This window comes from Mobilicoccus pelagius NBRC 104925 (assembly GCF_000247995.1).
Lineage (GTDB): Bacteria > Actinomycetota > Actinomycetes > Actinomycetales > Dermatophilaceae > Mobilicoccus > Mobilicoccus pelagius.
The window spans coordinates 1-25,506 of the sequence record NZ_BAFE01000013.1 but is presented as its reverse complement, the minus strand read 5'-3'; the positions used below and the strand labels follow the sequence as shown (position 1 = coordinate 25,506).

The 25,506-nt window shown below is 73.0% G+C and carries 22 protein-coding genes and 1 riboswitch; of the genes, 12 read left to right on the top strand and 10 right to left on the bottom strand.

Annotated features, from left to right (window positions below; translation table 11 throughout):
- The first annotated feature begins 3 nt into the window (after nucleotides 1-3).
- From MOPEL_RS02995 to MOPEL_RS02975, 6 genes are all read left to right on the top strand, one after another.
- Nucleotides 4-1,371 carry a M50 family metallopeptidase gene (locus tag MOPEL_RS02995; protein ID WP_009481378.1) on the top strand — a complete coding sequence of 456 codons (1,368 nt, stop codon included), beginning with the start codon at nucleotides 4-6 and terminating at the stop codon, nucleotides 1,369-1,371.
- Nucleotides 1,372-1,482: 111 nt separating this feature from the next.
- On the top strand, nucleotides 1,483-2,661 hold the full coding sequence (ispG, locus tag MOPEL_RS02990) for a flavodoxin-dependent (E)-4-hydroxy-3-methylbut-2-enyl-diphosphate synthase (RefSeq protein ID WP_040632603.1): 1,179 nt from the start codon (nucleotides 1,483-1,485) through the stop codon (nucleotides 2,659-2,661).
- Nucleotides 2,651-3,553: a GNAT family N-acetyltransferase gene (locus MOPEL_RS02985; protein WP_245544695.1), complete on the top strand. Its 903-nt coding sequence runs from the start codon at nucleotides 2,651-2,653 to the stop codon at nucleotides 3,551-3,553. The genes ispG and MOPEL_RS02985 overlap by 11 nt, the downstream gene beginning before the upstream one ends.
- A gap of 109 nt (nucleotides 3,554-3,662) precedes the next feature.
- Entirely contained in the window at nucleotides 3,663-4,784 is a 1,122-nt protein-coding gene (locus MOPEL_RS18310; RefSeq protein WP_009481375.1) for an MFS transporter, read from the top strand.
- On the top strand, nucleotides 4,666-6,393 hold the full coding sequence (locus MOPEL_RS02980) for a proline--tRNA ligase (RefSeq protein ID WP_245544696.1): 1,728 nt from the start codon (nucleotides 4,666-4,668) through the stop codon (nucleotides 6,391-6,393). The genes MOPEL_RS18310 and MOPEL_RS02980 overlap by 119 nt, the downstream gene beginning before the upstream one ends.
- Nucleotides 6,394-6,569: 176 nt before the next feature.
- The gene (locus MOPEL_RS02975) at nucleotides 6,570-7,400 is read left to right on the top strand and encodes a sulfite exporter TauE/SafE family protein (RefSeq protein ID WP_009481373.1); all 831 of its coding nucleotides are present in this window, start codon (nucleotides 6,570-6,572) and stop codon (nucleotides 7,398-7,400) included.
- Nucleotide 7,401: 1 nt separating this feature from the next.
- Here the strand turns inward: MOPEL_RS02975 and MOPEL_RS02970 are convergent, their stop codons facing one another.
- Nucleotides 7,402-7,902 (bottom strand): flavodoxin family protein, encoded by a 501-nt coding sequence (locus tag MOPEL_RS02970; protein ID WP_009481372.1) that lies wholly within the window; start codon nucleotides 7,900-7,902, stop codon nucleotides 7,402-7,404.
- A 182-nt stretch (nucleotides 7,903-8,084) separates the two neighbouring features.
- Here MOPEL_RS02970 and MOPEL_RS02965 point away from each other — a divergent pair, with 182 nt between their 5' ends.
- Nucleotides 8,085-8,672: a hypothetical protein gene (locus MOPEL_RS02965; protein WP_009481371.1), complete on the top strand. Its 588-nt coding sequence runs from the start codon at nucleotides 8,085-8,087 to the stop codon at nucleotides 8,670-8,672.
- A gap of 102 nt (nucleotides 8,673-8,774) precedes the next feature.
- Here the strand turns inward: MOPEL_RS02965 and MOPEL_RS02960 are convergent, their stop codons facing one another.
- From MOPEL_RS02960 to MOPEL_RS02935, 6 genes are all read right to left on the bottom strand, one after another.
- Nucleotides 8,775-10,796 carry an amylosucrase gene (locus MOPEL_RS02960; protein ID WP_009481370.1) on the bottom strand — a complete coding sequence of 674 codons (2,022 nt, stop codon included), beginning with the start codon at nucleotides 10,794-10,796 and terminating at the stop codon, nucleotides 8,775-8,777.
- Between the two features lie 151 nt (nucleotides 10,797-10,947).
- Nucleotides 10,948-13,764 (bottom strand): sugar-binding protein, encoded by a 2,817-nt coding sequence (locus tag MOPEL_RS02955; RefSeq protein WP_009481369.1) that lies wholly within the window; start codon nucleotides 13,762-13,764, stop codon nucleotides 10,948-10,950.
- A 27-nt stretch (nucleotides 13,765-13,791) separates the two neighbouring features.
- Complete coding sequence (locus MOPEL_RS02950) at nucleotides 13,792-14,613, bottom strand: carbohydrate ABC transporter permease (protein WP_009481368.1); 822 nt, start codon at nucleotides 14,611-14,613, stop codon at nucleotides 13,792-13,794.
- Nucleotides 14,610-15,428, bottom strand: a complete 819-nt coding sequence (locus MOPEL_RS02945) for a carbohydrate ABC transporter permease (protein ID WP_009481367.1) — start codon at nucleotides 15,426-15,428, stop codon at nucleotides 14,610-14,612. The genes MOPEL_RS02950 and MOPEL_RS02945 overlap by 4 nt, the downstream gene beginning before the upstream one ends.
- 182 nt (nucleotides 15,429-15,610) lie before the next feature.
- Nucleotides 15,611-16,984, bottom strand: a complete 1,374-nt coding sequence (locus MOPEL_RS02940) for an ABC transporter substrate-binding protein (protein WP_009481366.1) — start codon at nucleotides 16,982-16,984, stop codon at nucleotides 15,611-15,613.
- A gap of 149 nt (nucleotides 16,985-17,133) precedes the next feature.
- Nucleotides 17,134-19,179: a thioredoxin domain-containing protein gene (locus tag MOPEL_RS02935; RefSeq protein ID WP_009481365.1), complete on the bottom strand. Its 2,046-nt coding sequence runs from the start codon at nucleotides 19,177-19,179 to the stop codon at nucleotides 17,134-17,136.
- Between the two features lie 116 nt (nucleotides 19,180-19,295).
- Between MOPEL_RS02935 and MOPEL_RS15665 the strand changes: the two genes are divergently transcribed.
- Nucleotides 19,296-20,048, top strand: a complete 753-nt coding sequence (locus MOPEL_RS15665) for a DUF4118 domain-containing protein (RefSeq protein ID WP_009481364.1) — start codon at nucleotides 19,296-19,298, stop codon at nucleotides 20,046-20,048.
- A gap of 91 nt (nucleotides 20,049-20,139) precedes the next feature.
- Here MOPEL_RS15665 and tpx read toward each other — a convergent pair whose 3' ends face one another.
- Entirely contained in the window at nucleotides 20,140-20,637 is a 498-nt protein-coding gene (tpx, locus tag MOPEL_RS02925; protein WP_009481363.1) for a thiol peroxidase, read from the bottom strand.
- A gap of 170 nt (nucleotides 20,638-20,807) precedes the next feature.
- Nucleotides 20,808-20,940, top strand: a riboswitch (cobalamin riboswitch).
- A 25-nt stretch (nucleotides 20,941-20,965) separates the two neighbouring features.
- On the opposite strand from tpx, the gene MOPEL_RS02920 reads away from it, so the two are divergent.
- Together MOPEL_RS02920 and MOPEL_RS02915 are read left to right on the top strand one after the other, a co-directional pair.
- A complete protein-coding gene (locus MOPEL_RS02920; protein ID WP_009481362.1) occupies nucleotides 20,966-21,721 on the top strand; it encodes an energy-coupling factor ABC transporter permease in 756 nt (251 codons plus the stop codon).
- Complete coding sequence (locus MOPEL_RS02915; RefSeq protein WP_009481361.1) at nucleotides 21,718-22,056, top strand: energy-coupling factor ABC transporter substrate-binding protein; 339 nt, start codon at nucleotides 21,718-21,720, stop codon at nucleotides 22,054-22,056. The genes MOPEL_RS02920 and MOPEL_RS02915 overlap by 4 nt, the downstream gene beginning before the upstream one ends.
- A gap of 92 nt (nucleotides 22,057-22,148) precedes the next feature.
- Here the strand turns inward: MOPEL_RS02915 and MOPEL_RS15660 are convergent, their stop codons facing one another.
- Nucleotides 22,149-22,790, bottom strand: coding sequence for a GNAT family N-acetyltransferase (locus tag MOPEL_RS15660; protein ID WP_141631149.1), 642 nt, complete (start codon nucleotides 22,788-22,790; stop codon nucleotides 22,149-22,151).
- A gap of 155 nt (nucleotides 22,791-22,945) precedes the next feature.
- On the opposite strand from MOPEL_RS15660, the gene cbiQ reads away from it, so the two are divergent.
- Both cbiQ and MOPEL_RS18710 read left to right on the top strand, forming a co-directional pair.
- Entirely contained in the window at nucleotides 22,946-23,719 is a 774-nt protein-coding gene (gene cbiQ, locus MOPEL_RS02905; protein WP_040632596.1) for a cobalt ECF transporter T component CbiQ, read from the top strand.
- On the top strand, nucleotides 23,716-24,573 hold the full coding sequence (locus MOPEL_RS18710; RefSeq protein ID WP_009481358.1) for an energy-coupling factor ABC transporter ATP-binding protein: 858 nt from the start codon (nucleotides 23,716-23,718) through the stop codon (nucleotides 24,571-24,573). The genes cbiQ and MOPEL_RS18710 overlap by 4 nt, the downstream gene beginning before the upstream one ends.
- A gap of 96 nt (nucleotides 24,574-24,669) precedes the next feature.
- Here the strand turns inward: MOPEL_RS18710 and MOPEL_RS02895 are convergent, their stop codons facing one another.
- Nucleotides 24,670-25,488: an aminoglycoside phosphotransferase family protein gene (locus MOPEL_RS02895; RefSeq protein ID WP_009481357.1), complete on the bottom strand. Its 819-nt coding sequence runs from the start codon at nucleotides 25,486-25,488 to the stop codon at nucleotides 24,670-24,672.
- Between the last annotated feature and the right edge of the window lie 18 nt (nucleotides 25,489-25,506).

Below are 25,506 nucleotides of genomic sequence, written 5' to 3'. Positions count from 1 at the left end.
GGCGTGACGGTCCTGTACTACGCCCTCGGGGTCCTCCTCATGGTCCTCGGCATCGGCGTCTCCATCGCGCTCCACGAGATCGGGCACCTCGTCCCCGCCAAGCGTTTCGGCGTGCGCTGCAGCCAGTACATGGTCGGCTTCGGCCGCACCCTGTGGTCGCGGCGCGTCGGCGAGACCGAGTACGGCGTCAAGGCGATCCCGCTCGGCGGGTACGTCCGGATGCTCGGCATGTTCCCGCCCAAGGCCGAACGCCACATGGACGCCGCGGCCCGCTCGGGTCGCCTCGCGGCGATGATCGACGAGGCCCGCAACGAGTCCCTCGCCGAGATCGCGCCGGGGGAGGAGCACCGCGCGTTCTACCGGTTGCCGACGTGGCAGAAGATCGTCGTCATGCTCGGCGGGCCGGTGACGAACCTCCTCATCGCCGCGCTGATCTTCGCGTTCGTCATCCCCCTCTTCGGCATGCAGACGCCCGAGCGTGGGGCCCGGGTCGAGGCGGTCTCGCAGTGCGTCCGGCCCGTACCCGCCGATCCCGATGCAGGCCAGGCGCCGTGCACGAGCGCCGACGCGCCGTCACCGGCCGCGGCCGCGGGCCTGCGTCCCGGCGACGTCGTCGTCGATGTCGCGGGGGAGTCGGTCGCCGAGCCCGCCGACGTGGGGCGTCTCGTGCGCGAGCACGCCGGCAGGCCCGTCCCCGTCACGGTCCGCCGTGACGGTGAGGACGTCGTCCTCACCGTCACCCCCATCGCCAACGAGGTGCCCGTCCTCGACGACCGCGGCCGCCCCCGCCTCGACGACTCCGGCAAGGCCCTCACGACGACCGCCGGGTTCATCGGCACGAGCACCCGCCAGCCGCTGCGCGAGTACCACTCCGTCACCGAGGTGCCCGCGTTCCTGTGGTTCTACGTCGAGAGCACCGGTCGGGTCGTCCTCACCCTCCCGCAGAAGATGGTCGACATCTGGCAGGCGGCGTTCGGCTCCGAGGAGCGCGACGCGAACGGGCCGATGAGCGTCGTCGGCGTCGGCCGCGTCGCCGGCGAGGTGGCCTCCGGCGAGGTCGCCCGCGACGCCGGTGTGCCCGACGTGTCGTGGACCGCCAAGGCGGCGACGCTCTGGACCCTCCTCGGCGGACTCAACATCGCGCTCTTCGTCTTCAACCTCATCCCGTTGCTGCCCCTCGACGGCGGTCACGTCGCCGGCGCGCTGTGGGAGTCGCTCAAGCGGGGCTTCGCCCGCGTGACGCACCGACCCGATCCGGGCTACGTCGACGTCGCCAAGGCCCTGCCGCTCACGTACGCCGTGTCCCTCGTCCTCATCGCGATGTCGGTGCTGCTCATCTACGCCGACCTCGTCGAACCCGTCCGGTTGTAGGCGCGTGCCCCGTTCGCGGGGCGCGTCCTCGAGCCGCTCCCTCGGACGGTCACGGCGTACGTCCGGGGACCGTCCAGACGGCTCCCGTGAGGGTGCTCCATACTTGGACGTATGAGCGTGAACCTCGGTATGCCCAAGCCGGCGGGACCCGACGGCGGGGCCGTCATCGCACCGCGTCGTCCCACCCGCAAGATCAAGGTCGGCTCGGTGTACGTCGGAGGGGACGCGCCGATCTCCGTCCAGTCGATGACGACGACGCCGACGACCGACGTCAACGCCACCCTCCAGCAGATCGCCGAGCTCACCGCAGCCGGCTGCGACATCGTCCGTGTCGCCTGCCCGAGCCAGGACGACGCCGACGCCCTCCCCACGATCGCGGCCAAGAGCCAGATCCCCGTCATCGCCGACATCCACTTCCAACCCAAGTACGTCTTCGCGGCCATCGACGCCGGGTGCGCGGGTGTCCGCGTCAACCCGGGCAACATCCGCAAGTTCGACGACCAGGTCAAGCAGATCGCGCGCGCCGCCAAGGACGCGGGCGTCTCCCTGCGCATCGGCGTCAACGCGGGCTCCCTCGACAAGCGCCTCTACGCCAAGTACGGCGGCCCCACGCCCGAGGCCCTCGTCGAGTCGGCCGTGTGGGAGGCGAGCCTCTTCGAGGAGCACGACTTCCACGACTTCAAGATCTCGGTCAAGCACAACGACCCGGTCGTCATGGTCAAGGCCTACGAGATGCTCAGCGAGCGGGGCGACTGGCCGCTCCACCTCGGCGTCACCGAGGCGGGCCCGGCGTTCCAGGGCACGATCAAGTCCTCCGTTGCGTTCGGCGCGCTGCTCTCCCGCGGCATCGGCGACACGATTCGCGTGTCCCTCTCGGCCCCGCCCGTCGAGGAGGTCAAGGTCGGCAACCAGATCCTCCAGAGCCTCGGCCTCAAGCCGCGCAAGCTCGAGATCGTCTCCTGCCCGAGCTGCGGCCGCGCCCAGGTCGACGTCTACACCCTCGCCGAGCAGGTGACGAAGGGCCTCGAGGGCATGACCGTGCCGCTGCGCGTCGCCGTCATGGGCTGCGTCGTCAACGGCCCGGGCGAGGCCCGCGAGGCCGACCTCGGCGTCGCGTCCGGCAACGGCAAGGGGCAGATCTTCGTCAAGGGCGAGGTCATCAAGACCGTCCCCGAGAGCGACATCGTCGAGACCCTCATCGAGGAGGCCATGCGCATCGCCGACGAGATGGGTGAGCCGGTCGACGAGGCGTCCGCCGGTGGGCCGACGGTGACGGTGGGTGGCAACTGACCCCACGTCCGCCGGTGGCCCCGGTGGTCTGAGACGCCGGGTGGGACTCCTCCGCGGCGGACGGGCCGTGCGTGCGCTCGGTGAGGCCGACCGCGCACGGGCCCTCGAGATCTGCGCGAGGAGACCCGCCGTCGGCGTGTACGTCGCGGCGCGGATCGGGGAGAACGACCTCGACCGGGCCCGCGGCTCCCTCCTCGGTTACGCCCCCGCGGGTGAGGTCGAAGCGATCTGCTGGGTGCCGTCGAACGTCGTACCCGTCGGGTGCGACGAGGCCGCGGCGACCGCTTTCGCGAGCCGCATCCGTCGACATCACGCGCGGTGCTCCTCGATCTTCGGGCAGGCGATGGAGGTCGCGTGGCTGTGGGACGCCCTCGCGGGCACGTGGCCCACGCCCACCGACCTGCGCGTGCCACAGCCGCTCATGGCCGTCCCTGCGGACCGGCCCCTCGGCGTCGAGCCCGACCCGCTCGTCGTGCCCGCGACCCCGGCCGACCTCGACGTGCTCGTCCCCGCATCGGCGGCGATGTTCACCGAGGAGATCGGCTACCCGCCCTACCGCAACACCTCCGGCGCGCGGTACTACCGCCGGGCCGTCGCCACCCTCGTCGACCGCGGGCACGCCCTCGTCCGCATCGAGGACGGCCGCGTCGTCTTCAAGGCCGACGTCGGCTCCGTCGGCGTCGGCGCGTGCCAGATCCAGGGCGTGTGGGTCGACCCCGACTATCGCGGCCGCGGACTCTCGGCGCCCGCGATGGCCGCAGTCGTCGAGCACGCCCGCCGCATCGCCCCGCTCGTCACCCTCTACGTCAACGGCTACAACGCCCCTGCACTCGCGACCTACCGCCGCGTCGGGTTCGATGAGGTCGAACGGTTCGCGACGATCCTCTTCTGACCGCCCGCCGGCGCGCATGTGGAACCGTTCGTGACGTCGGCGGAGAACGCACCCGGGCGGTTCGCGTGGGCCCGGCCGGGGCAACGTCCGAACGGGTCCGTGCCGTTCGGTGTCCCGCCCGGCCGTTCGGCGTCCCGTCCGCCGAGCGCCGTCCGCCGTCGGCGGACCGGTCCCCGCTCCCACCGGTCGACCGGGGGGCCACGGCATCGCCGCCGGTGGTGAGCTGTCGAACACCTCCGCGTCCCTCTCCGAGGTGACGCCGCCCGGGCCGCGTGGCCGGTACGTGTCGTTCATGTACATCGGCATCGGCATCGCGTTCATCGTCGCGACGGGCCTCGGCCACCGGCTCGCGGAGATCCTCGGCCCCGAGCAGATGGCGGAGTCCGGCTGGCGCATCCCGTTCGTCCTCGGCGGCATCCTCGCCCTCGTCGGTCTCTTCATGCGCAAGGGCCTGCAGGGGTCCGAACTCTTCGAGGAGCACGCGGCGAAGATGAGGGAGAAGGCCGAGAACCCGCTCCTCACGACGCTGCGCGAGTACCCCATGTCGGTGCTCCACGTGCTCGGCACGGCGATGCTCTCCACGATCGTCCACTACACGTTCATCGGCGCGATCAACAGTCAGGCCGCCAAGACGTACGGGGCCAAGTCCGACGACGTGTTCATGGCGTCGACGCTCTCGATGGTGCTCTTCATCGAGTTGCAGTGCCGCTCGGTGCGCCGTCGACCAGATCGGCCGCACGCCGATGTTCCTCATCATCGTCACGATGCCGAAGACGCGGGGCAAGGCCCTCGACTGGTCGCACATCGTTCCGGCCGAGCACAGCACGACCACGGCACGGGCACGGCACGACCACGGCACGGGCACGGCACGACCACGGCACGGGCACGGCACGACCACGGCACGGGCACGGCACGACCACGGCACCTTCGGGTGTCGTGCCCGTCCGGCGTCCGGGCTGCGGCACGGTGTCGGGGCGACGACCGCGTCGGGGCGCGGCGCCCCGGCCGATATCCTGCGGTGGTACCGCCCATCCCCAGGAGAAACCGTGACCGTCTCGCGCATGTCGACCCTGTTCCTGCGAACCCTTCGGGAGGACCCGGCCGACGCCGAGCTGCCCGGGCACAAGCTGCTCGTCCGCGCCGGGTACGTGCGGCGTGCCGCGCCCGGCGTCTACAGCTGGCTGCCGCTCGGGCTGCGGGTGCTGCGCAAGGTCGAGGGCATCGTCCGTGAGGAGATGGACGCGATCGGTGCGCAGGAACTCGCGTTCCCCGCCCTCCTGCCCCGCGAGCCCTACGAGGCCACCGGCCGGTGGACCGATTACGGCGACAACCTCTTCCGCCTCGTCGACCGCAAGGGCGCCGACATGCTCCTCGGCCCGACGCACGAGGAGATGTTCACCCTCGCGGTCAAGGACCTCTACTCCTCGTACAAGGACCTGCCGCTGTCGCTGTACCAGATCCAGACGAAGTACCGCGACGAGGCGCGTCCCCGCGCCGGCCTCCTCCGCGGTCGTGAGTTCGTCATGAAGGACTCCTACAGCTTCGACGTCGACGACGCCGGGCTCGAGGCCGCCTACCAGCGGCACCGCGAGGCCTACATTCGCATCTTCGACAAGCTCGGCTTCGACTACGTCATCGTCAAGGCCACGTCCGGCGCGATGGGCGGGTCGGCGAGCGAGGAGTTCCTCGCGGTGAGCCCCGACGGCGAGGACACGTTCGTCCGCTGCGAGGAGTCCGGCTACGCCGCGAACGTCGAGGCCGTCGTCGTGCCGCAGGCCGGGCCCGTGCCCGCCGACGTCGTCGCCGCCACGCCCGCCGCCTGTGAGGTCGAAACGCCCGACACCCCGACGATCGACACGCTCGTCGCCGTCCTCAACGAGAAGCGCCCCCGCACCGACGGTCGCGCCTGGACGGCGCACGACACCCTGAAGAACGTCGTCGTCGCCCTCGTGCACCCCGACGGGCACCGCGAGCTGCTCGCCATCGGGCTCCCCGGCGACCGGCAGGTCGACATGAAGCGCCTCGAGGCGCAGGTCGCGCCCGCCGAGATCGACGACGCCACCGACGCCGACTTCGCCCGCCACCCCGAGCTCGTCCGTGGCTACATCGGCCCCGCCGCCCTCGGCCTCCGCGGTGAGGGCGAGGAGCAGACCGGCGTCCGCTACCTCCTCGATCCCAGCATCGCCGAGGGCAGCGCGTGGGCCACCGGCGCGAACAAGCCCGGCTTCCACGTCGTCGACCTCGTCCACGGCCGCGACTTCATCGCCGACGGCACCGTGCAGGCCGCGGAGGTCCGTGACGGCGACCCGAGCCCCGACGGCAAGGGCGTCCTCCGCGCCGCCCGCGGCATCGAGATGGGCCACATCTTCCAGCTCGGCCGCAAGTACGCCGAGGCGCTCGGCCTCAAGGTCCTCGACGAGAACGGCAAGCTCGTCACCGTGACGATGGGCAGCTACGGCATCGGCGTGAGCCGTGCCGTCGCCGCCATCGCCGAGAGCAACCACGACGACGCCGGTCTCATCTGGCCGCGCAACGTCAGCCCGGCCGACGTCCACGTCGTCGCCACCGGCAAGGACGCCGCGATCTTCGACGCCGCCGCCGGCATGGCCGAATCCCTCTCCGGTGAGGGCATCGACGTCATCTACGACGACCGCCCCAAGGTGAGCCCCGGCGTCAAGTTCAAGGACGCCGAGATCATCGGTGTCCCGACGATCGTCGTCGTCGGCCGCGGTCTCGCCGACGGCGTCGTCGAGATCAAGGACCGCCGCAGCGGGGAGCGCCGCGAGGTGCGGGTCGACGCGGTCGTCGCCGAGGTCCTCGCCGAGGTCCGCGAGCACTGACCCTCGCCCCCGGGCACGACGCACGGGCCGCATCCGAGTCGAACGGGTGCGGCCCGTCGTCGTCTGCGCGGGCCATGGTGGGGTCGCGGGTGGTCGCCGGGTCGACGGGTGTCTGTCGTCCACGCCCGGCCGGGGCCGTTCCCCTGCGACGTGCGTGACGGGGGAGAATCGGGGCCGTGCCCGCTCTCCTCACCGTCGACGCCACGCTGCCGTTCCTCGCCTCCGGTGGGGTGGAGGTCGGCGCCGGTCTGCTCCTCGCTCTCGCCGGCGCCGCCCTCCTCGCCGGATGGGTCGACGCGGTCGTGGGCGGCGGCGGACTCATCCAGCTGCCCGCCCTCCTGCTCCTCGTGCCGGGCGCGGCGCCCGTGCAGCTCCTCGCCACGAACAAGCTCGCTTCGATCTGCGGGACGACGACGAGCGCGATCACCTACGGGAGGCGTCTCCGGCCGGACACACGGACGGCGGTCCCGCTCGCGCTCGCGGCGTTCGCGGGGTCGTGCGGTGGCGCGGTCGTCGCGTCGATCCTCCACAAGGAGGCGTTCACGCCGATCATCCTCGTCGTGCTCGTCGTCGTCGGCGCGTGGACGTTGTGGAAGCCGGACATCGGCCAGGTCCAGCGGATGCGGTTCACCGGACGTCGGCACATGGGGGCCGCGGCCCTCATCGGGGCGGTCATCGGGTTCTACGACGGCGCCCTCGGGCCGGGGACGGGCTCGTTCCTCGTCGTCGCCCTCGTCGGCATCTGCGGGTACGCGTTCGTCGAGGCGAGCGGGCTCGCGAAGATCGCCAACGTCGCGACCAACCTCGCCGCGCTCGTCGTGTTCCTGCCGCAGGGGGCCGTGATGTGGCGGATCGGTCTCGTCATGGGTGCGGCGAACGTCCTCGGTGGCTACCTGGGGGCGCGCAGCGCCGTCGCCCTCGGACCGAAGTTCGTCCGCGGCGTGCTGCTCGTCGTCGTGGGCGCGTTCGTCGTGCGGCTCGGAGGGCAGCTCCTCCACCTGTGGTGAGTCACTCCATGAGGAGGGCGGCGAGGGTGCCGCCGAGCTCGTAGGCGCGCTCGCGGTCGTGCTCGTCGACGTCGCCGAGGGATTCGAGGACATCGGCCGCCTGCCGCCACGGCAGCGCGCCCACGATCGACGTCACGGCCCGCACCGCGCCGGTGACGTCGTAGCGGCCGTGGACGTAGAGGCCGTACGGGATCGTCTCCCGCGCGGCCGCGTCGGTGGGGGAGTCGGATCCGGTGCCGTCGTCGCCGAGTGCGCCGCCGACGTGGAGGAACGTCGTGTCGAAGAAGTGCTTGAGGGCCCCCGACATGTAGCCGAAGTTCGCGGGCGTGCCGAGGAGGACCCCGTCGGCGGCGAGGACGTCCTCGGCGGTCGCCTCCAGGGCGGGACGGACGACGACCTCGACCCCCTCGATCGCGTCGTCACCGGCACCCGCGAGGACGGCGTCGGTGAGCGCCTCCATCGAGGCCGTGGGGGAGTGATGGACGACGAGAAGCCTGGCCATGCCGCCAGCCTAGGGGGGCGACGCGGGGGAGTCGGGCCAGTGCGCGGCGGTGCCGTGGTTCGCCTGCGATCCCCCATCCATCCGGGCGGAGTCCCCGCCGAGGTGCCCCGTTCCTGCTCGACCCGACTCGTCCCGGGCCGTCGTGCGGGGGATCCTTCCGGCGGCTGCCCTACCGTGAGGGGATGACCATCGATCCGCGGATGCCGTGGGAGATCCCGCAGGACGCGACGCGCTTCGTCGCCTCCGCCCTGGCCGAGGGGCGACCGGCCGCGCTCGGGCGGGCGCAGCGACGTGACGGTGCGTCGGACGAGGAGGTGTCGCGCGCCCACGCGGACCTCGTCACCGCTATCCGGCGCCTCCCCGGATACGACGACGGGGCCGGCCTGGAGGACCTGTCCACGGCACCGGCGGGGGCGGGGTGGAAACGCTGGCGAGCGGTCGTCCGCCGCACGCATGCCGACGAGGACACGCACGTCGTCGAGTTGGCCCGTGCCGTGTGGATCGCCCTCGGGAGCCACGCCTACTTCCTGACTCTTCGCGAACGGACGCGCAGCCGCCGCGCCTGGTGGGAGATGCGGGAATGGGTGGGGTGGGGCGTCACCGTCCCCGCCGTGGCGGTGTTCTTCGCTCTCGAGGGGGACCCGTGGGGGCTTCTTCCCCGCCCGGCCTGGATCGTGGTCGGGGTCGTGTGGGTCGGCGTCGTGCGCCTCGCGTACCGGGCGCGTTGCGCCTCTCTCGAGCGTCGTCATCTCGAACGTCCCTACTTCTGACGTCGCCTCCCGCACCCTGCAGAGCCAGCCCTGTACGTCTTCGGTTCGTCGGCGCGACAGGCACACGGGCCACCGCCGGGACGCCGGTCGTCCCCGGGGGCGTCAGGGCGTGGGCGGGACGAGCCAGGCGACGCCGTAGGGCGGGAGCCAGAGGTGACCTTCGGCGCCGGTCTCGACGGGGCGTCCCGTGAGGGCGTCGGTCGCGTCCCGCAGACCGAACCCGTCGAGGTGCCACCACGGCCACGACCGGGACTCGCCCGTCACGTTGAACACCGCGACGAACGTGCCGAGCGGGTGCCGACGGACGATCGCGAGCACGCCCGGATCCTCCGCCGGGCCGACCTCGCTCGGCACCGACGCGTGGAGGTGCGGCACCTGCGCACGCACCCGCATGAGCGTCGCGAGATCCGTGAACGCGCGTCCCGCGACCGTCTCGGGATCGTGCCGTCGGGCGACCCGCGCCTCCTCAAGCCGAGGCCGGTGTGCCCACCGGTTGTCCGCCGCGTGTGCCGGGTCGTCCGCCCAGTGCGGATCGTTCGGGGTGGCGACCTCGTCCCCGCTCCAGATCACCGGGACACCACCGAAACTCGCGATCACGGCGTGTGCGAGACGCAGCTTCGCGAGCCCCGTCCGCTGCTCCGCCGTGAGACCACCACCCTCGCCGGGCGTGGACGCCGCGTCGGCCGTGTGCGGCGCCGCCTCGGAGCCGACGACGTCGTCCTGCGGGATGCCGAGGAGGCTCGCGGCCGTCCCGCTCGTCCGGCGATCGCCCGTCGCGGGGTTGTACTGGAACGTGAGCCCACGTGCGGTCGAGCCGGGGAAGTCGCCGGTGAACCAGTCGGCGAGGAAACTCCGGTGCCCGAACCCCGACAGGCCCACGGCGGCGGCGTCCGCATCCGAGATCGCCCACCCGATGTCATCGTGGCAGCGGACGTACGTGATCCACGTCGACGTCGTCGGCGCCGGGGGCAGCTGCGACAACGCCTCGCGGGTGAGGCGGGTGTCACCCGTCGCGAGCATCGACCAGATCTGCACCATGAGCGTGTTGTGGTAGGCGAGGTCGCTGACCTTGCCCGTGAACCGGCCGGTGCCGAGGTAGGGCACGAGGTCGTGCGGCGCGACGATCGCCTCCGCCTTGAACGCGAGCGCCGGGCACGCGATGCGCGCCACCGTCCGCAGCACCTGGGTGATCGCGTGGACCTCGGGCTCGCCCTGGCACATCGTGCCCATCCGCTTCCACAGGAACGCGATCGCGTCGAGCCGCAGCACCTCGACCCCGGCGTTCGCGAGGAGGAGCACGATGTCGACGAACTCGGCGAGGACGTCGGGGTTGCTCCAGTTCAGATCCCACTGGAAGGCGTTGAACGTCGTCCACACCCACGCGTCGAGGTCGTCGTCCCACGTGAAGTTGCCGGGCGCGAAGTCGGGGAAGACCTCCGGGAGGGTGCGCTCGTACGCGTCGGGGAGGGTGCGGTCCTCGAACACGTGGAAGTAGGCGCGGTGACGCGCGTCGCCGCGGCGGGCGGCCTCCGCCCACGGGTGCTCGCGGGCGACATGGTTGAGCACGAGGTCGAGCACGAGGCTCATGCCTCGGCCGCGCATCGCCGCGGTGAGTCGGCGGAGGTCCTCCATCGTGCCGAGGTCGGGTCGCACCGTGCGGTAGTCGGCCACGGCGTACCCGCCGTCGCTGTCGCCGCGGCGGGGGAGGAGCAGCGGCATGAGGTGGAGGTAGGTGACCCCGAGCTCCTCGAGGTGGTCGAGCCGATCCTGCACGCCACGGAGGGTGCCGCCGAACCGCTCGGTGTAGGCGGCGTACCCGACCATGTCCGGGCGCTGCAGGTGGTCCGGCTGCACAAGACGCTCGAGATCGAGCCGTCGCAGCTCCGGGTCGCGATCGGCGTAGGCGCGGGCGGCCGCGCGCACGAGCCGCGCCGTGAGCGCATCGACGTCGACGTCCGCACGGTCGCCGAGGACGAGTTCGAGGCCCTCCCGCAGATCCGGCAGCCACCGGTCGAGGCGCACCTCGAACATCTGCCTGCTCTCGGGGCTCTCCCCGGCGAGCGGGCCGGACAGGATCGCGGCGAGATCGACGGAGGGGCGAGGGGACTCGGACAGGTCACGCATGCGCACATCGTGGCACCGCCGCCACCGATCCCGGACACCGAGGCGGGCAGGTGCGTGCGCAAGGACGACGTCGTCCGCCCCCTCCACGCGACGGGCCCCCTCGCCGCTCGTCCCGGACGGCGGCGAGGGGGCCGGTCGTGGGCCCGAAGGATCAGCGGCGGACGGGCACCCGCGAGGAGAGCGTGCCGTGACCGTCGTCCCACGCCGCGACGACGCGGGCGTTCGCACCGAGGGCGCGGGTGAGCGGGACCGCGAGACGTCCCCGCATCCGGGCGGCCGGGACGGTGATCGCCCCCGCCGTGCCCTCGTCGTCGACGACGAACACGTGGGCGGTGCCACGGCCCCGCACGGTGCCGGTGACCTGGACGACACGGCCCGTCGCCCGCGCCGAGGTGAGCCACGCCGCCGTGCGCGGGGAGGCCGCCGGGCCGCCCGCGAGCGGCACGTCGTCGGCGACGGACTGTTCGAGGCTCGGCGGGGAGTCGACCGACCGCAGGGCCGTGACCGGCATGACCGGCGCCGGAGGCGTCGTCGCGCGACCCGCGGGCGGGGTGTACCCGGGCAGCGTCGCCACGCCCCACCGGTACGGGTCGCCCTGCACGCCACCCCACGTCGACCAGCCGATGCGGGTCTGACCCGTCTTGTCCTGGGTGTCGGAGTCGTAGACGAAGAGGTTCATCCCGAGGTGCTCCGGGTCGACCGCGCCCGGCAGCAGGGCCATCGGGATCGCCGCCTCGACGACGTACCCGTCCTTCGTGGCCGTCGACGCGACCCTCATGCCGGGTGCCGTCTCGGGGCCACCCTGGTGGTTGTCGGCGTCGCGGCCGAAGCACGCCGGCCCCTCCGCGGTGGCGGGGAGCACGAACGCCTTGAACGTCGTCGACGTGTTCTCCGAGGTGCCCCGCGGGTCGAGGGCGATCTCGACGGCGTCGGTGCGCCAGTGCCGCTTGCAGTCGTTCGAGGCGAGCTTGGTGCCGAGCACGTCGTCCTTGACGGCGACCGCGACGAACAGGGTGTCGTCACGCCACGCGACGCGGGCGTTCGCGGCGCAGTCCGCGGTCGAGGTGCAGGGCTCGCCCTCCCACACGCGGGAGAGGTCGAGCGGGGCGCCGGGGTACTCGTCGGCGCCGACCGTCCCGTCGACCACCGGGGCGTTCGCGGCCTTCGCGATCGTCGTCGACGGGACGAGCTCGAGGGCGCCGGTGTCGGTGCTCGTCGCACCGCCCGACGTCGTCGTGAACGTCCACGCGTGGTCGCCGGGGGCGCCACCCGGGGTGCCGCCCGCGTTCGACGTCGGCATCGAGGTGTCCGTGTTGCGCACCGTGAACTCGACGGTCGTCGACGCGCCGGGGGCGAGGCGATAACTGCGGGAGGCCGGGGCGACGGCGAACCCCGCGGGCACCTTCGGCGTCACCGTGCCGGACTGGGCGCTCGCGGAGTGGTTGGTGAGGACGACGGGGACGCTCCGGCTGCCACCGGAGGGGACCGTCGTCACCGGCGTGACGATGCCGGAGAGCTGCGTGAGCCCGACCTCGCGCACCCACGACTCGAACTGGCCGACCTGGGGGAGGTACTGCTGATGGGCCGTGACCGGTGCGGTGACGGCGACGACGGCCTCGGTGTGCCCGCGCCCCTGCCGTGTGGTGACGTCGACACCGATCTTCGTGCGCGTCCCCGGCACGGCGGAGGCGGGCGGCGTCACGGTGACGTCGCGGGTGACGGTGCGGCCCGGCCGCACGTCGCCGAGCCGGATCGAGGACGCCTGCCATCCCTTCGGGACGCTCACCGTGGCGCGGACCCCGCGCAGCGCGGTGCGCGGCGGAGCGGTGAGGCTCACCTGCACGGTGAACGGCCGGCCGGGGACGACGTCGACCGAGCGCGTGTCGGCGGACAGTCGGGTGCCGAGGGGCAGGCCGCCGGGGGCCTGCACCGTCGCGCCCTGGAGGACGGCCGAGGGGTCGGCGGCCTCACGGGTGCCCATCGCGGCGAACGGAACCCGCGAGGCGACCTGGGTGAAGTAGTCGCAACCGAGGCCCGCACCGTCGGTGGGGACATCGGGGAACCCCGCCCAGCCCTGCGAGGCGTAGCGGCGCTGCCCCTCGCGCTCGACCTGGGCCCACGTCCTCCCGCCCGGGGCGGGCGCTCCGGACCACACGCCGTACACGGTGCTCGCCGGGTCCTTGGGCGTGAACGCCGAGGCGCAGTCGGGGCCCGTGCCCGCCTTGCCGTCGAACCCGCTGCGGTAGAGCTTGAGCGGGGTCCACGGCCGCAGACCCTCGCGCAGCTGCTCGGGGAACCGCGTGGGGTCCCCGGCGGCGACGTACGCCTCCGCCGCGAGACGTGCGGCCTCCTGGTGGTTGCCGTGGTTGCCCGGGGACGGGGCCGGGTTCATCGTGAGGAGGACCTCGGGGCGGGTCTGCCGGATGACCCGGACGACCCGCGCGAGGGTGTCCTCGTGCCCCCACACCTCGCGGGTGAGCGGCTCGGAGACGGTGTAGTAGAAGTCGACCTCGTCGAGGTTGTAGACGTTGCGGATGCCCGCCGGGCCCACGGCGGCCCGCTCCTCCTTCTCGCGCAGGAGACCGAGGGCCGGGCCCTCCTCCGGGCCGACGGCGTTGCCGCCGCCCTCGCCGCGGGTGACCGTGACGACGCCCGTGCGGAGCCCGTGCTTCTGCCCCCACTGCCCGATCGTCGAGAGCGTCCACGCCTCGTCGTCGGGGTGGGCGCCGATGTAGAGCGCGCCGAGGTCGACCGGACGCCCGGCGGACGTCGTCGCGTCGGGCGGGGTGCCCCGCCGCCCCTGGTGAGTGGCGACGGGTGCCGACGCGGGCGCCGACGCGGCGAGCGCGGCGGTGCTCCGGGTCGAGGACGCGGCGGCGGCCGGGCCGACGAACGCGGGGGCGAGGCCGAGCGCCGCGACGGCGCCGAGCACGGTGGTCGAACGGAACAGTGTCGTGCGTCGTTGCATGACGAACCTTCCTGAGGGGAGGGGGGATCACTCCCGCACGGCGCCCTCGAGCATGCCGGCGATGAAGTGACGTTGGAGGAAGACGTAGAGGAGGACGACCGGCGTGGCGACGATGCAGGCGCCGGCCGCGAGAAGGGTGAAGCCCTGCGTGTACTGCCCCTGGAAGAACGCGAGCCCGAGGGGAGCGGTGCGCAGGCCCTCGGCCGTGACCATGACGAGGGGGATGAGGAACTCGTTCCACGTCCACATGAACGTGAGCACGGTGAGGGTGACGATCGCCGGGCGGGCGAGCGGCACGAGGATGAGCCACAGCGTGCGCCAATGCCCCGCCCCGTCGAGGCGGGCCGCCTCGACGATCGACCGGCTCGAGGTGCGGAAGTACGTCCGCATCCAGTACGTGCCGAACGCGACGGACTGGGCGATCTGGGGGAGCACGACCGCCCACAACGTGTCGGTGAGGTGGAGCTCGCGCAGGTCGAAGTAGAGCGGCACGACGACGACCTCGTTCGGCATCATCATGCCGAGGAGGAAGAGGTAGAGCACGACACCGGCGCCCCGGAACCGCAGCGAACCGAGCGCGTACCCCGCCATGAGGGAGAGGACGACGCTCACGACGACGACGGACACCGACACGACGAGGCTCGTGCGCAGGTACGTGCCGAAGTGGCCGATGCGCCACGCCTCGGAGAAGTTGCCCGGGTGCATCCCGAGGATGCTCGCCGTCTGCTCGCCCGTGTCGGGCGCGCCGAGGGCGGCGACGACGATCGAGGCGATCGGGTAGAGCGCGAAGATCGCGAACGCGATGAGGACGACGTAGTTGGCGGCCTTCTCGGCCGGTGAGATCTTCATGTGGTCTCCCGGTCGCCGATCTGGTTGACGACGAACGTGATGACGAAGATGAGCGCCGTCAACGTCACACCGATCGCCGCGGCCGACCCGACCTGGCCCGTCTGGAAGGCCCGGTCGTAGACGGCGTAGGAGGGGACGAGGGTCGTCGTTCCCGGGCCGCCCTGGGTCGTCATGTAGATGAGGTCGAACGTCTTGAGGGCGGCGATGACCGTGAGCGTGAGCGCGACGGCGATCTCGCCCCGCACGGAGGGCAGCGTGACGGCGAAGAACTCGCGGATCGGGCCGGCCCCGTCGAGGCGCGCCGCCTCGTACAGCTCACCGGGGATGCGGCCCATGCCCGCGAGGAGGAGGACGGTGACGAGACCGATCTCGAACCACGTGCCGATGATGCCGATGGCGGGGAGCGCGAGACCGTAGTCGCCGAGCCACCCCCGCAGCGGCGGGAGTCCGTTCGCCGGGTCGTAGATGCGCCGCCACGCGACGGCGATGACGACCATCGCGACGACCTGGGGCAGGAAGATCACCGTGCGGAAGAACCCGAGACCGGCGACCTTGGCCCGGTTGAGGATCGAGGCGAGGCCGAGCCCGACGACGACGGGGATCACCGCGAAGAACAGCATGAGGACGAGGGCGTGCCCGAACGCGCCGCGCAGCTCCGCGTCGGCGAGGACGTCGGCGTAGTTCTCCAGGCCGACCCACGTGCCGAGGGTGAGGCCGTCCCAGTCGTAGAGGGAGATCTGGACGGCACGGCCGAGCGGCACGAGGAGGAACGCCGCGTAGACGAGCAGGGCAGGCAGGACGTAGAGCCACCCCACCGCTCGCGGCTCGCCCGGGGGACCGGACCGTCGCCGCCCCCGGGGCCGCCCGTTCGTGCGCCCCGGCGCCCGCCCGACCGACGAGCGTGACGCCCCGGAGGACGTGGCAACGGACGACCGGGCGGACGAGGCGCCGGACGTGACAGGCCGGTCGGCGCCTCCCGCAGGTGTGCTCGCAGGCATCAGCCGTTCTTCTCGGAGTAGGTGCCGTAGTCCTTCTGGAGGGTCTCGAGGAACTGGTCCGGCGTCTTCTTGCCCGCGATGAGGTCCTGGAGCGCCGCCCCGATCGTGTCGCCCATCGTAGGGGTCGCGTAGTCGAGGTACGGCACGAGGCCGTTCTGGTCGACGATCGACCCGAAAGCGGTGAAGACGTCCTGGGTGAGCGCATCGGGTGCCTTCTGCGCGGCCGTCTCGACGACGGGCAGGTTGCCCGTCTCGGCGAGGGTCTTCATCGCCGCCGAATTCGTGATGAAGTCGATGTAGGCGGCCGCGGCGTCGGGGTTCTTGCTCTTCGCGGAGATCGCCCACGGGATGCCCGTGCCACCGGTGGACACGACCTTGCCCCCGGCCGACGACGGCGGCGGCGGCAGGATGAACGTCACGTCGTCCTTCGTCGTCTTGGCGAGGTCGGGCGCGAGCCACGTGCCGGCCATGAGGTAGGTGCCCGAGCCCTTGGCGAACGACTGCCACGCCGGGTCGTAGCCGAGGCCGTTGGCCTTAGGGCTGAGGTAGCCCTTGTCGACCCAGTCCACGACCGTCTGTGCAGCCTTCGTGTTCTCCGACGTCTGCCAGGAGCCGCCGCGCTGCCCGAAACCGAGCTGCTGCACCGTGTCGGGTGCGACGTGCTGGGCCTGGATCGGGCCGAAGACGTGGACGGCGGGCCACTTGTCGAGGTTGCCGAGGACGAGGGGCGACTCGTTGGGGCGCTTGCTGCGCAGCGTCGCCATGCTCGCCTCGAACTCCTCCCACGTCTTCGGGGTCGACAGCCCGGCCTCCTTCAGGTGCTCACGGTTGACGTACACGCCGACGACCTCACCGACCTGCGGCATCCCGTACAGGGTGCCCGTGCCGAACGTCTTGCCGTCGGGGCTGTAGCTCGAATACTGCCGCACCGACTGGGGGTACCGCTTGTCCCAGCCGTACGCCTGCGCGTAGGGGTCGAGGGGAAGGATGAGGCGGCCCTTGACGAAGGTGCCCATGTCGGAGCGGCCGTTGTTCGTCTGGAAGACGTCGGGCGGGTTGTCGCCCGAGAGGGCGAGCTTGACCGTCTTGTTGAGGTCGTCGAAGGACCGTGACACGCGCTTGAGCGTGATGTTCGGGTACTTCTTCTGGAACTCGTCGTTGAGCTTCGTGATCTGCGCGGCCTGTCCGCCCCGGACCTCCTGGTCCCACACGGTGAGGGTGACCTCGCCGAGGGCGGCGGCGTCGGTGCGCACCTCGCCCGACGGGGTGCTGTCGGCCTCGGGTGCGCTCGAGTTCGAGCCCGGTGCGCAGGCGGTGAGGGCGAGGCAGCCGATGCCGGCGAGGGCGGCGAGACGGGCGAGCGAGCGACTCATGGGAACTCCTGACGTGAGGGGATGCGGCCCGGTATCGAGGGGGCGGGGGAGGACGCGGACGGAGGGGGATCGTGTCGAGACCGTACTCCGGGAACGCCTCCCGCGGGGCGGTCACGACGGCATGTCGCGCCGGGCCGCCGCCGGGAGGATCACGGCGTGTCGGGGGCGAGTGCCTCGGCGAGGGCCTCCGGGGTGGTGAGGGGCGCGCCGCAGACCGTGCCCCGGCACACGTAGGCCGTCGTGCGCTCCTCCCGCGCGGGGCGGTCGACGAGCAGCGGAGCGGAGTCGGTGGCCCCGCGGAGGACGAGGGCGCGGGGATGCCGGGCGGCGACGTCCGACAGCGCGTCTCCGGAGGTCGGCGTGTTCGGCGTCGCGAGGGCGACCGTGAGGGGCCCGGAGGCGGCGAGTTCGGCGGCGGCGAGGGTCCACCCGCCGAACGTGGGGGTGCGCAGCGCGATGCGGCACCCGGCCTCGAGCGCCGCGCGCGCGCGATCGAGGTGACGCGTCGATCCCGCGTACGCGCCGTGTTCGAGGAGGGCCCGCGCGAGGGAGGACGCCCCGCACGGCTCGGCGTTGTCGGTGTCGCTGCGGGGCCGCAGGAGCAGCTCGGCGGCGTCGCTGCCGGTGTCGAAGAACCCGCCGTCGGGGGCGTCGAAGAGGTCGGTGGCCACGTCGAGGAGGGCTCCGGCGGCGTCGAGCCACACCTGCTCGCCGGTTGCGGCGTGGAGGCGGACGAGGCCGTGCGCGAGGTCGCCGTGGTCCTCGGCGACCCCGAGGGCGTCACCGACGACACCGTCGCGGGACGTGCGTCGGCAGCGTCCGTCGACGACGTGGGTGGCGACGACGAACTCGGCGCACGCGACGGCCGCCTCGAGCAGCCGCGGGTCGTCGAGGGCGACGGACGCGTCGGCGAGTGCGGCGATCGCGAGGCCGTTCCACGCGGTGACGACCTTGTCGTCGCGGGCCGGTTGCGGACGGGTCAGGCGGGCGCGGAGGAGCCTCTCGCGGGCCGAGGTCCACCACGCGGGGTCGGGGTCCACGCGACGCTGCAGCACCGAGGCGCCGTGCTCGAAGGTGCCGGCCTCGGTGACGCCGAGGAGCAGTGCCGCCGTGGCGGCGTCCTCCTCGCCGAGCACCGCGGTGAGCTGGGCGGGGGTCCACACGTACGCCGCGCCCTCGCCCTCGAGCGCCGGGGGCGCGTCGGGGGCCGCGGGGGAGTCGGCGTCGAGCGAGGAGGCGAACGCACCCTCGGGGGTGCGCAGGTCGCGGAGGAGGAACTCGGCCGTCTCGCGGGCGACCCGCTCGGCGAGGGGCGAGCCGCTCACGCGGAACCAGTCGGTGTACACCGAGAGGAGGAGAGCGTTGTCGTAGAGCATCTTCTCGAAGTGGGGGACGACCCAGTCGGCGTCCGTGGAGTAGCGCGTGAAACCGCCCGCGAGCTGGTCGTACATCCCGCCGCGGGCCATCGCCTCGCACGTGGCCTCGACCATCTGCAGGGCGCGCGGCGTGGTCGTGCGGTCGTGGTGACGCAGCAGCCACGACAGCGTCATCGACGGCGGGAACTTGGGCGCGGTGCCGAACCCGCCGCGTTCCCAGTCGAACGTCGACGCGGTGCGCTCCTCCGCGGCGTCGAGGGCGGCGCGGAGGACGTCGTCGGCGCCCTGCGCCTCCGGCGTGTCGCCGAGCACGGGGGCGAGCTGCGCCTGCGCGTCGACCTGCCCGCGGAGGGCCTCGGCGATGCGGTCGGCGGACTCCTCGACCTCGTCGCGACGCTCCGTCCACGCCTCGTGGGCGCTCGCGAGGAGGTGGAGGAACTGCGGGCGTGGCACGTACGTCGCCGCGAAGAACGGTCGACCGTCGGGGGTGAGCAGGCACGTCATCGGCCACCCGCCCCGGCCGGTGAGGGCGACGGTGGCCGACATGTAGACGGCGTCGAGATCGGGCCGTTCCTCGCGGTCGACCTTGATCGCGACGAACCCGTCGGCGAGCGCCGAGGCGACGCCCTCGTCCTCGAACACCTCGTGCGCCATGACGTGGCACCAGTGGCATGCGGCGTACCCGATGGAGAGCAGGATCGGCACGTCGCGTTCCCGGGCCTCCGCGAGTGCCTCGTCGCACCAGGGCCACCAGTCCACGGGATTGTCGGCGTGTTGCCGCAGGTAGGGGCTCGTCGCATCGACCAGTCGGTTCGCCATGGCCCCACCGTAGGACGCGGCGCCGACACCCCTTCGCCCGCCGTCCGGGCGGACCACGTCGCCGCCGGCTCGCGCGTATGCGCCCCGAGCCGGCTGCGGGGGTGTGGACTGGACCCATGAGTCCGAGTTCGACCCGTCGCCGCCGCGCCTCGTCCTGGCGCACGACCATCGCGGTCCGCCTGGCCGCGCTCCTCGTCCCGTTCGTCCTCGCCTGGGCGCTGTGGCTCGTCCGCGCACACCTCGACCAGGCGGCGGCCGTCCTCGTGCTCGTCCTCCCCGTCGTCGCGGCCGCGGCCTGCGGCGACCGCTGGGCCGGTGTCCTCGCCGCCGTGAGCAGCGCCGTGTGGTTCGACGTCTTCTTCACCGCCCCGTACCTCTCCGTGGCGATCTGGGGCCGGGACGACCTCGAACTCGTCGGCGCGTTCCTCCTCGTGGGGGCGGCGGTCACGGAACTCGCCCTCTGGGGCCGTCGCCAGTCCGCCGTCGCCCTGCGCCGGGCGACCTACCTCGACGACGCGATCTCGCTGTCGTCGGCGCGCACCGACCCCACCGACCTGCGGTGGGAGGACCGCACCGCGTGCGGCGAGATCGCCCGCGTGCTCGGGGCCGAGGACGTCACCTACGAGCACGGTGCCCCGCCGCCGTCGCAGCCGACGATCGACGCCGACGGCCGCATCCGCAAGAACACGCACGTCCTCCGCAGCCTCCCGACCGACGAGGTCACCGTCATCCCGGTGCGGTGGGGGAACGACGTCGTCGGTCACGTGCGCGTCACCGCGGGACACCGGACCGTCTCGCCCGACCCCGAGCAGGGGAAGGTCGCCGTCCTCCTCGCCGGGCAGATCGCGCACCAGGCCATGCGGCGCTGACCTCCGCACGCACGAGGGGGTGGCCACGGAGAGGTCCGTGGCCACCCCCTCGCGGTGCGTGTGGAGCGACCGTCGTCGGTCGCGACGTGGATCAGGCGAGCGAGGCGAGCGCGGCGTCGTAGTCGGGCTCCTGGCCGATCTCGGGGACGAGTTCGGTGTGGAGGACCTTGCCGTCGGTGTCGAGGACGACGACCGCCCGGGCGAGGAGGCCGCGGAACGGGCCGTCGACCATCTGGACGCCATAGCGACGACCGAAGTCACCACGGAAGCTGCTCGCCGCCGTGACGTTCTCGATGCCCTCGGCGCCGCAGAAGCGGGAGAGCGCGAAGGGGAGGTCCTGGGAGACGCACACGACCGTCGTGTCCTCGAGGTCGGCGGCGCGCTCGTTGAACGTCCGCACGCTCTGCGCGCACACGCCCGTGTCGATGCTCGGGAAGATGTTGAGGACGACGCGGCGACCCTCGAGGTCGGCCGCGGTGAGGTCGGTCAGGTCGGTGCCCGTGAGGGTGAAGCCGGGGGCCTTGCCGCCGACGCCGGGAAGGTCGCCAGAGGTCTGGACGGGGTTGCCCTTGAGCGCAGTCGTTGCCATGCACCCTGTGTAACACGGGCGACGTCGACGGGCCAGATCGCCGGTGCGCTTCGCCGTCCGCCGGGTGGCGGTGGCGGTGGCAGTGGCAGTGGCGGTGGCGGTGGCAGTGCGGTGGCCGGGCATCCCTCGCCGGAAGGACGGTCCCGGACGTGCGACCCGCGCCCCCGGAGCGAATGCCATACTCGGCGGGTCAACACACTCCGCGGTCGAGGTGAGGAAGCCGGTTCGAATCCGGCACGGTCGCGCCACTGTGAGGGCCCCCACGGGCCCGAGTCAGACACTCACCCGCCGCTTCGATGGGGACGCGTCATCCCCGAAGGAGAAGCACATGCACATCGCCGAGGGCTACCTGCCCCCACTCCACGCGGCCGCCTGGGCCGCCGTGTCCGCACCGTTCGTCGTCCACGGGGCGCGGGCGGTCATGCGTCAGGTGCGCGAGAATCCCGAGAGCCGTCTGCTGCTCGGCGCCGCTGGGGCGTTCACGTTCATCCTCTCCGCCGTCAAGCTGCCGTCCTGGCAGGGCAGCTCGAGCCACCCGACGGGCACCGGTCTCGGGGCCGTCCTCTTCAGGCCGCCGGTCATGGCGTTCCTCTGCACCGTCGTCCTCCTCTTCCAGGCGCTGCTCCTCGCCCACGGCGGGCTCACGACGCTCGGGGCGAACGTGTTCTCGATGGGCGTCGTCGGACCCTGGGTGGCATACGCGACGTGGCGTCTCCTGCGTCGTCACGAGGCGGTCGCGATCTTCGCGGCCGCGGCCCTCGCGGACCTCGCCACGTACTGCGTCACCTCGGTGCAGCTCGCGCTCGCCTACCCGGACGCGACGTCCGGGTTCGCCGGTGCGGCCGCCAAGTTCCTCGGCATCTTCGCCGTGACCCAGATCCCGCTCGCGATCGTCGAGGGCCTGCTCACGGTCCTCGTGTTCCGGCTCCTCCGCGACGTCGCCCGTCCGGAGCTCGTGCGTCTCGGTGTCGTTTCCGGTGCGCTCACCCGGACGTCGGGGACGGACGCGAGCGACTCGGGGTCCGGCCGGGTGGCCGACGCCCCGGGCATCCGCCCCGTCGACAGCACGGAGGTGGCCCGATGAGGAAGCACGCCGTCACCCTCGCTTTGCTCGGCGCCATCGTCGTCGTGCTCGCCGTGTCGTTCTTCCTCGGCGGACTCCGCCAGGACCCCGCCGCCGAGGAGGGGTTCGGCGGCACCGATTCGCAGGTCACCTCGATCCTCGACGAGAACGGCGTGACGCCGTGGTTCCAGCCGGTCGTCGAGCTCGGCTCCGGCGAGCTGGAGTCCGGCCTGTTCGCCGCCCAGGCCGCGCTCGGCGGCATCGCGCTGGGGTACTGCGTCGGTCGCCTCCAGGGGCGTCGTCGCACCGAGTCTGCCCCGGTCGGCGTCCCGGTGAGCACCGCCACCGCCAGGTGATTCGTCACCGAATGGATGCGTCGGGCCGCCCTTGTCGACGCCGCGCGGCCGGGTTCGCCTGCGGCGTGGCTACGCTCGTCGACAGTGACCGCTCACGGCCCCTTCCCCGTCACCACGGGGGAGGGGCCGAGCCCTCGGCCCCCGTCGGCGTCCCGCGCGGCACCGTCGAGGTCCGACGCGGCGTCCCCCGCCCAGGGCGACCGCTCCCGTCCCATGCGGATCTCCCGCACGCCGAGCCGCTCGTCGACCTTGCGTCCGCCGTCGTCCTCGAAGCCGTGACGTCGGTAGAACGCGACGGCCCGGTCGTTGCCCTCGACCACCCACAGGTAGGCGGGTCCGTCCCCCGCGAGGTCGACCATGAGCAGATCGGCGAGTCCCGTCCCGTAGGCCGACCGCAGCACGTTGAGCGCCCGCACCTCGTGCGCGGTGGGCGCGTCCGCGTCCCGCGCCGGGCCCTCCGAGGCGAGGGCCACGACCTCCCCCGTGGGGGTGCAACCGACCCACGTCGTCGCGCCGTCCGGTCTCGGGGCGGCGAGGATCCGCGCCCACCGCTGCGCGCCGATCTCGGGATCGACCCCGGCGAGCGCCTCCGGCCGCATGAGGCCGGTGTAGGCCTCCCGCCACACCTCGACGTGTACGCGACCCATCACCCGTGCGTCCTCGGGGTGCGCGTGGCGGATGCGCCAGCCTGCCTGGTACGCGGCGCGGCCACGGTCGTTCGGCGTTCCGGTCATGGGGGGAGTGTCCCAGCCGGCGAGGCGGGCCGGGGCGTCGACGTGCCCGGCGGCAACCCCGTCGAGACCGGCCGTGCGGGGCGTCCCGCACCTCGTCACGCTCACCGTGCACGGACTCCACACGCCCGGCGGCGCCTCACCCCGGGGGAGCGGTCGTGACCGCGCGTGGCCTCGCCCTCGACGACGCGGCCTGGGCGAGTCCGTGGCGGACACGACGTGTGCTCGACAAGGCCGTGCTCTCCCTCGGACTCCTGGGGTGCGCCGTCGCGCTCCCCCCGCTGCCCGGCGGGGTGCTCGCCGGGGCCTGCGCGCTCCTACTCATGCTCGGACCGGCCCGGGTGCGGCCCCGGCTGCTCCTCCGGTGCCTCGCCGCGCCGCTCGTGTTCGTCCTCGTCGGGACGGTGAGCGTGCTCGTCACCGTGGGCTGGGACGGGGGACCGACCGTCGGGTGGGCCCCGTCGATGCTGCCCACGGCCGGCACGCTCGTCGTCCGCGCCACCTCGGGCGCGCTCGCGATGTTCCTCCTCGCGACGACGACCCCGATGGTCGACCTCTTCGCCGGGCTGCGGCGCCTCGGCATCCCCGACCCGCTCGTCGAGGTCGCCTCCCTCACCTACCGCATGGTGTTCGTGCTGCTCGAGTCGGTGCGCAGCATCCGTGAGGCGCAGGAGGCCCGGCTCGGCTCGGCGTCCCGCGCCGCGGCGATGCGCTCGGCGTCCACGCTCGTCGCGGGCACCCTCGTGCGGGCCTGGTCGCGGGCCCGCCGCATGGAGGACGGCCTCGCCGGGCGCGGGTACGTCGACGCCCTCCCGACGCTGGACCCTCCGCGTCACGCCTCCCCCCGTTTCCTCGCGGCGTCGGTCGTGCTCGTCGCGGTGATCGCCGCCTCGCCCCTCCTCGCCACCGTCGTCCCCGGAGGTCTCGCATGAGCCACCAGTCCCTGCACGCCGAGGGCCTCGTGTTCGGCTACGACGGCGCGCCCGTGCTCGACGCGGCGGATCTCACGATCGCCGGCGGCACGCGCATCGCGCTCCTCGGCGCGAACGGCTCCGGCAAGACCACGCTGCTCCGCTGTCTGTCGGCGGCGCTGCAGCCCCAGGCCGGGCGTGTCCTCCTCGACGGGGCCCCCGTGCGGTACGACCGTGCCGGTCTGCGCCACCACCGTCAGAACGTCCAGCTCGTCCTGCAGGACCCCGACGACCAGCTCTTCTCCGCCGACGTCCGCCGCGACGTGAGCTTCGGCCCCCTCAACCTCGGGCTGTCCGAGGCCGAGACGGTCGAACGCGTCGACGAGGCCCTCGACCTGCTCGGTATCACCCACCTCGCCGACCGGCCCGTGCACCAGCTCTCCTACGGCCAGCGCAAGCGTGCGGCCATCGCGGGGGCCGTCGCCATGCGGCCCTGCCTGCTCCTCCTCGACGAACCCACCGCCGGCCTCGACCCGGCGGGTGTGGACGAGATGTTCACCGCCCTCGCCCGTCTCGAGGAGCACGCCACGACGGTCGTCCTCGCCACGCACGACGTCGACCTCGCGCTCGCGTGGGCCCAGGACTGCGCGGTCGTCCTCGACGGCCGCGTCGTCCAGGGCGACCCGGTCGACCTCCTCGACCGCACCGACCTCCTGCGGGCCGCGCGCCTGCGGCGCCCGTGGGTGCTCGACCTCGCGGCCCGCGTCGGGCTCGCCCACGATCCGGACGCGGCCCCGTTGTGCGACCTCGACGGTATCGCCGAACGGTTGCGCGGGCGTCTCCTCCCCACGTCGTATCCTCGCCCGGCCCACTGACGTCCGCCGACGAGGGACGTCACGCCCGCGTCGTCGCCGCCGATCCGGGCCACGTCGTGGACGCAGGGACGGCCCCACAGGATTCGGCGACCCCCGTCACCAGCGCTGGGCGAGGGCCTTCGCGAGGGTGATCCGCCTCGTGAGTCGGTCGGCGTCGTCCTCCTCCGCGGCGTCGACCGCGTCGACGACGGTGCGGACGAGGGCCCAGCCTCGCGCGCGGTCCTCGTCGAGACCGGCGGCGTCGCAGATCCACCCGAGGCGGGAGTGGACGCCCCACGCGATCTCGTGGCCGAGTTCGTCCCACCGGTTGTGCAGGGCGGGCCAGACCCCGAACTCGGGCTCCGCCGACATCGCCTTGGGGTCGATCGCCGTCCATCCCTCCGGCCCGTCGAGAACGTTGGCGTAGTGGAGGTCGGTGTGGACGAGGCGGCCGTCGACGTCGTCGGTGAGGAGATCCCGCGCGGTCGCGCGCGCCTGCTGGACGAAACGGCGTGGCACCTGGGCGGCGGTGGGCGAGTCGAACGCGGCGACCCGCTGCGCCCACCCCGAGAGCCGCGGCACCTGCGCGATCGCAGGACGGTCGAGACGTCGCAGGAGCGTCCCGATCGTCGTACAGGCCTCGGTGATGTCGACACCGGCGAGGTCCCGGTCGGGGTCGAGCCGCGCGAGGAGGAGCGTGCCGCGGGCAGGGTCGGCGGCGAGGAGTTCGACCGCACCTCGCCCGTCCCACGCGCGCAGGGCGAGGTGCTCGTGACGGGACTCCGCGTGCGGCCAGCCCACCTTGAGTGCCGCGGCCGTGCCGTCGCGGAGACGGACCGGGACGACGAGGGCGCACTGCCCGTGCCGGGTCGCGCCGTCGACGCTGAGCTCCCACCGGGCGAGCGCGCCGCGCACGAGCCGCGGGAGGGCGCGCAACCAGTCGTCGCCCTAGAT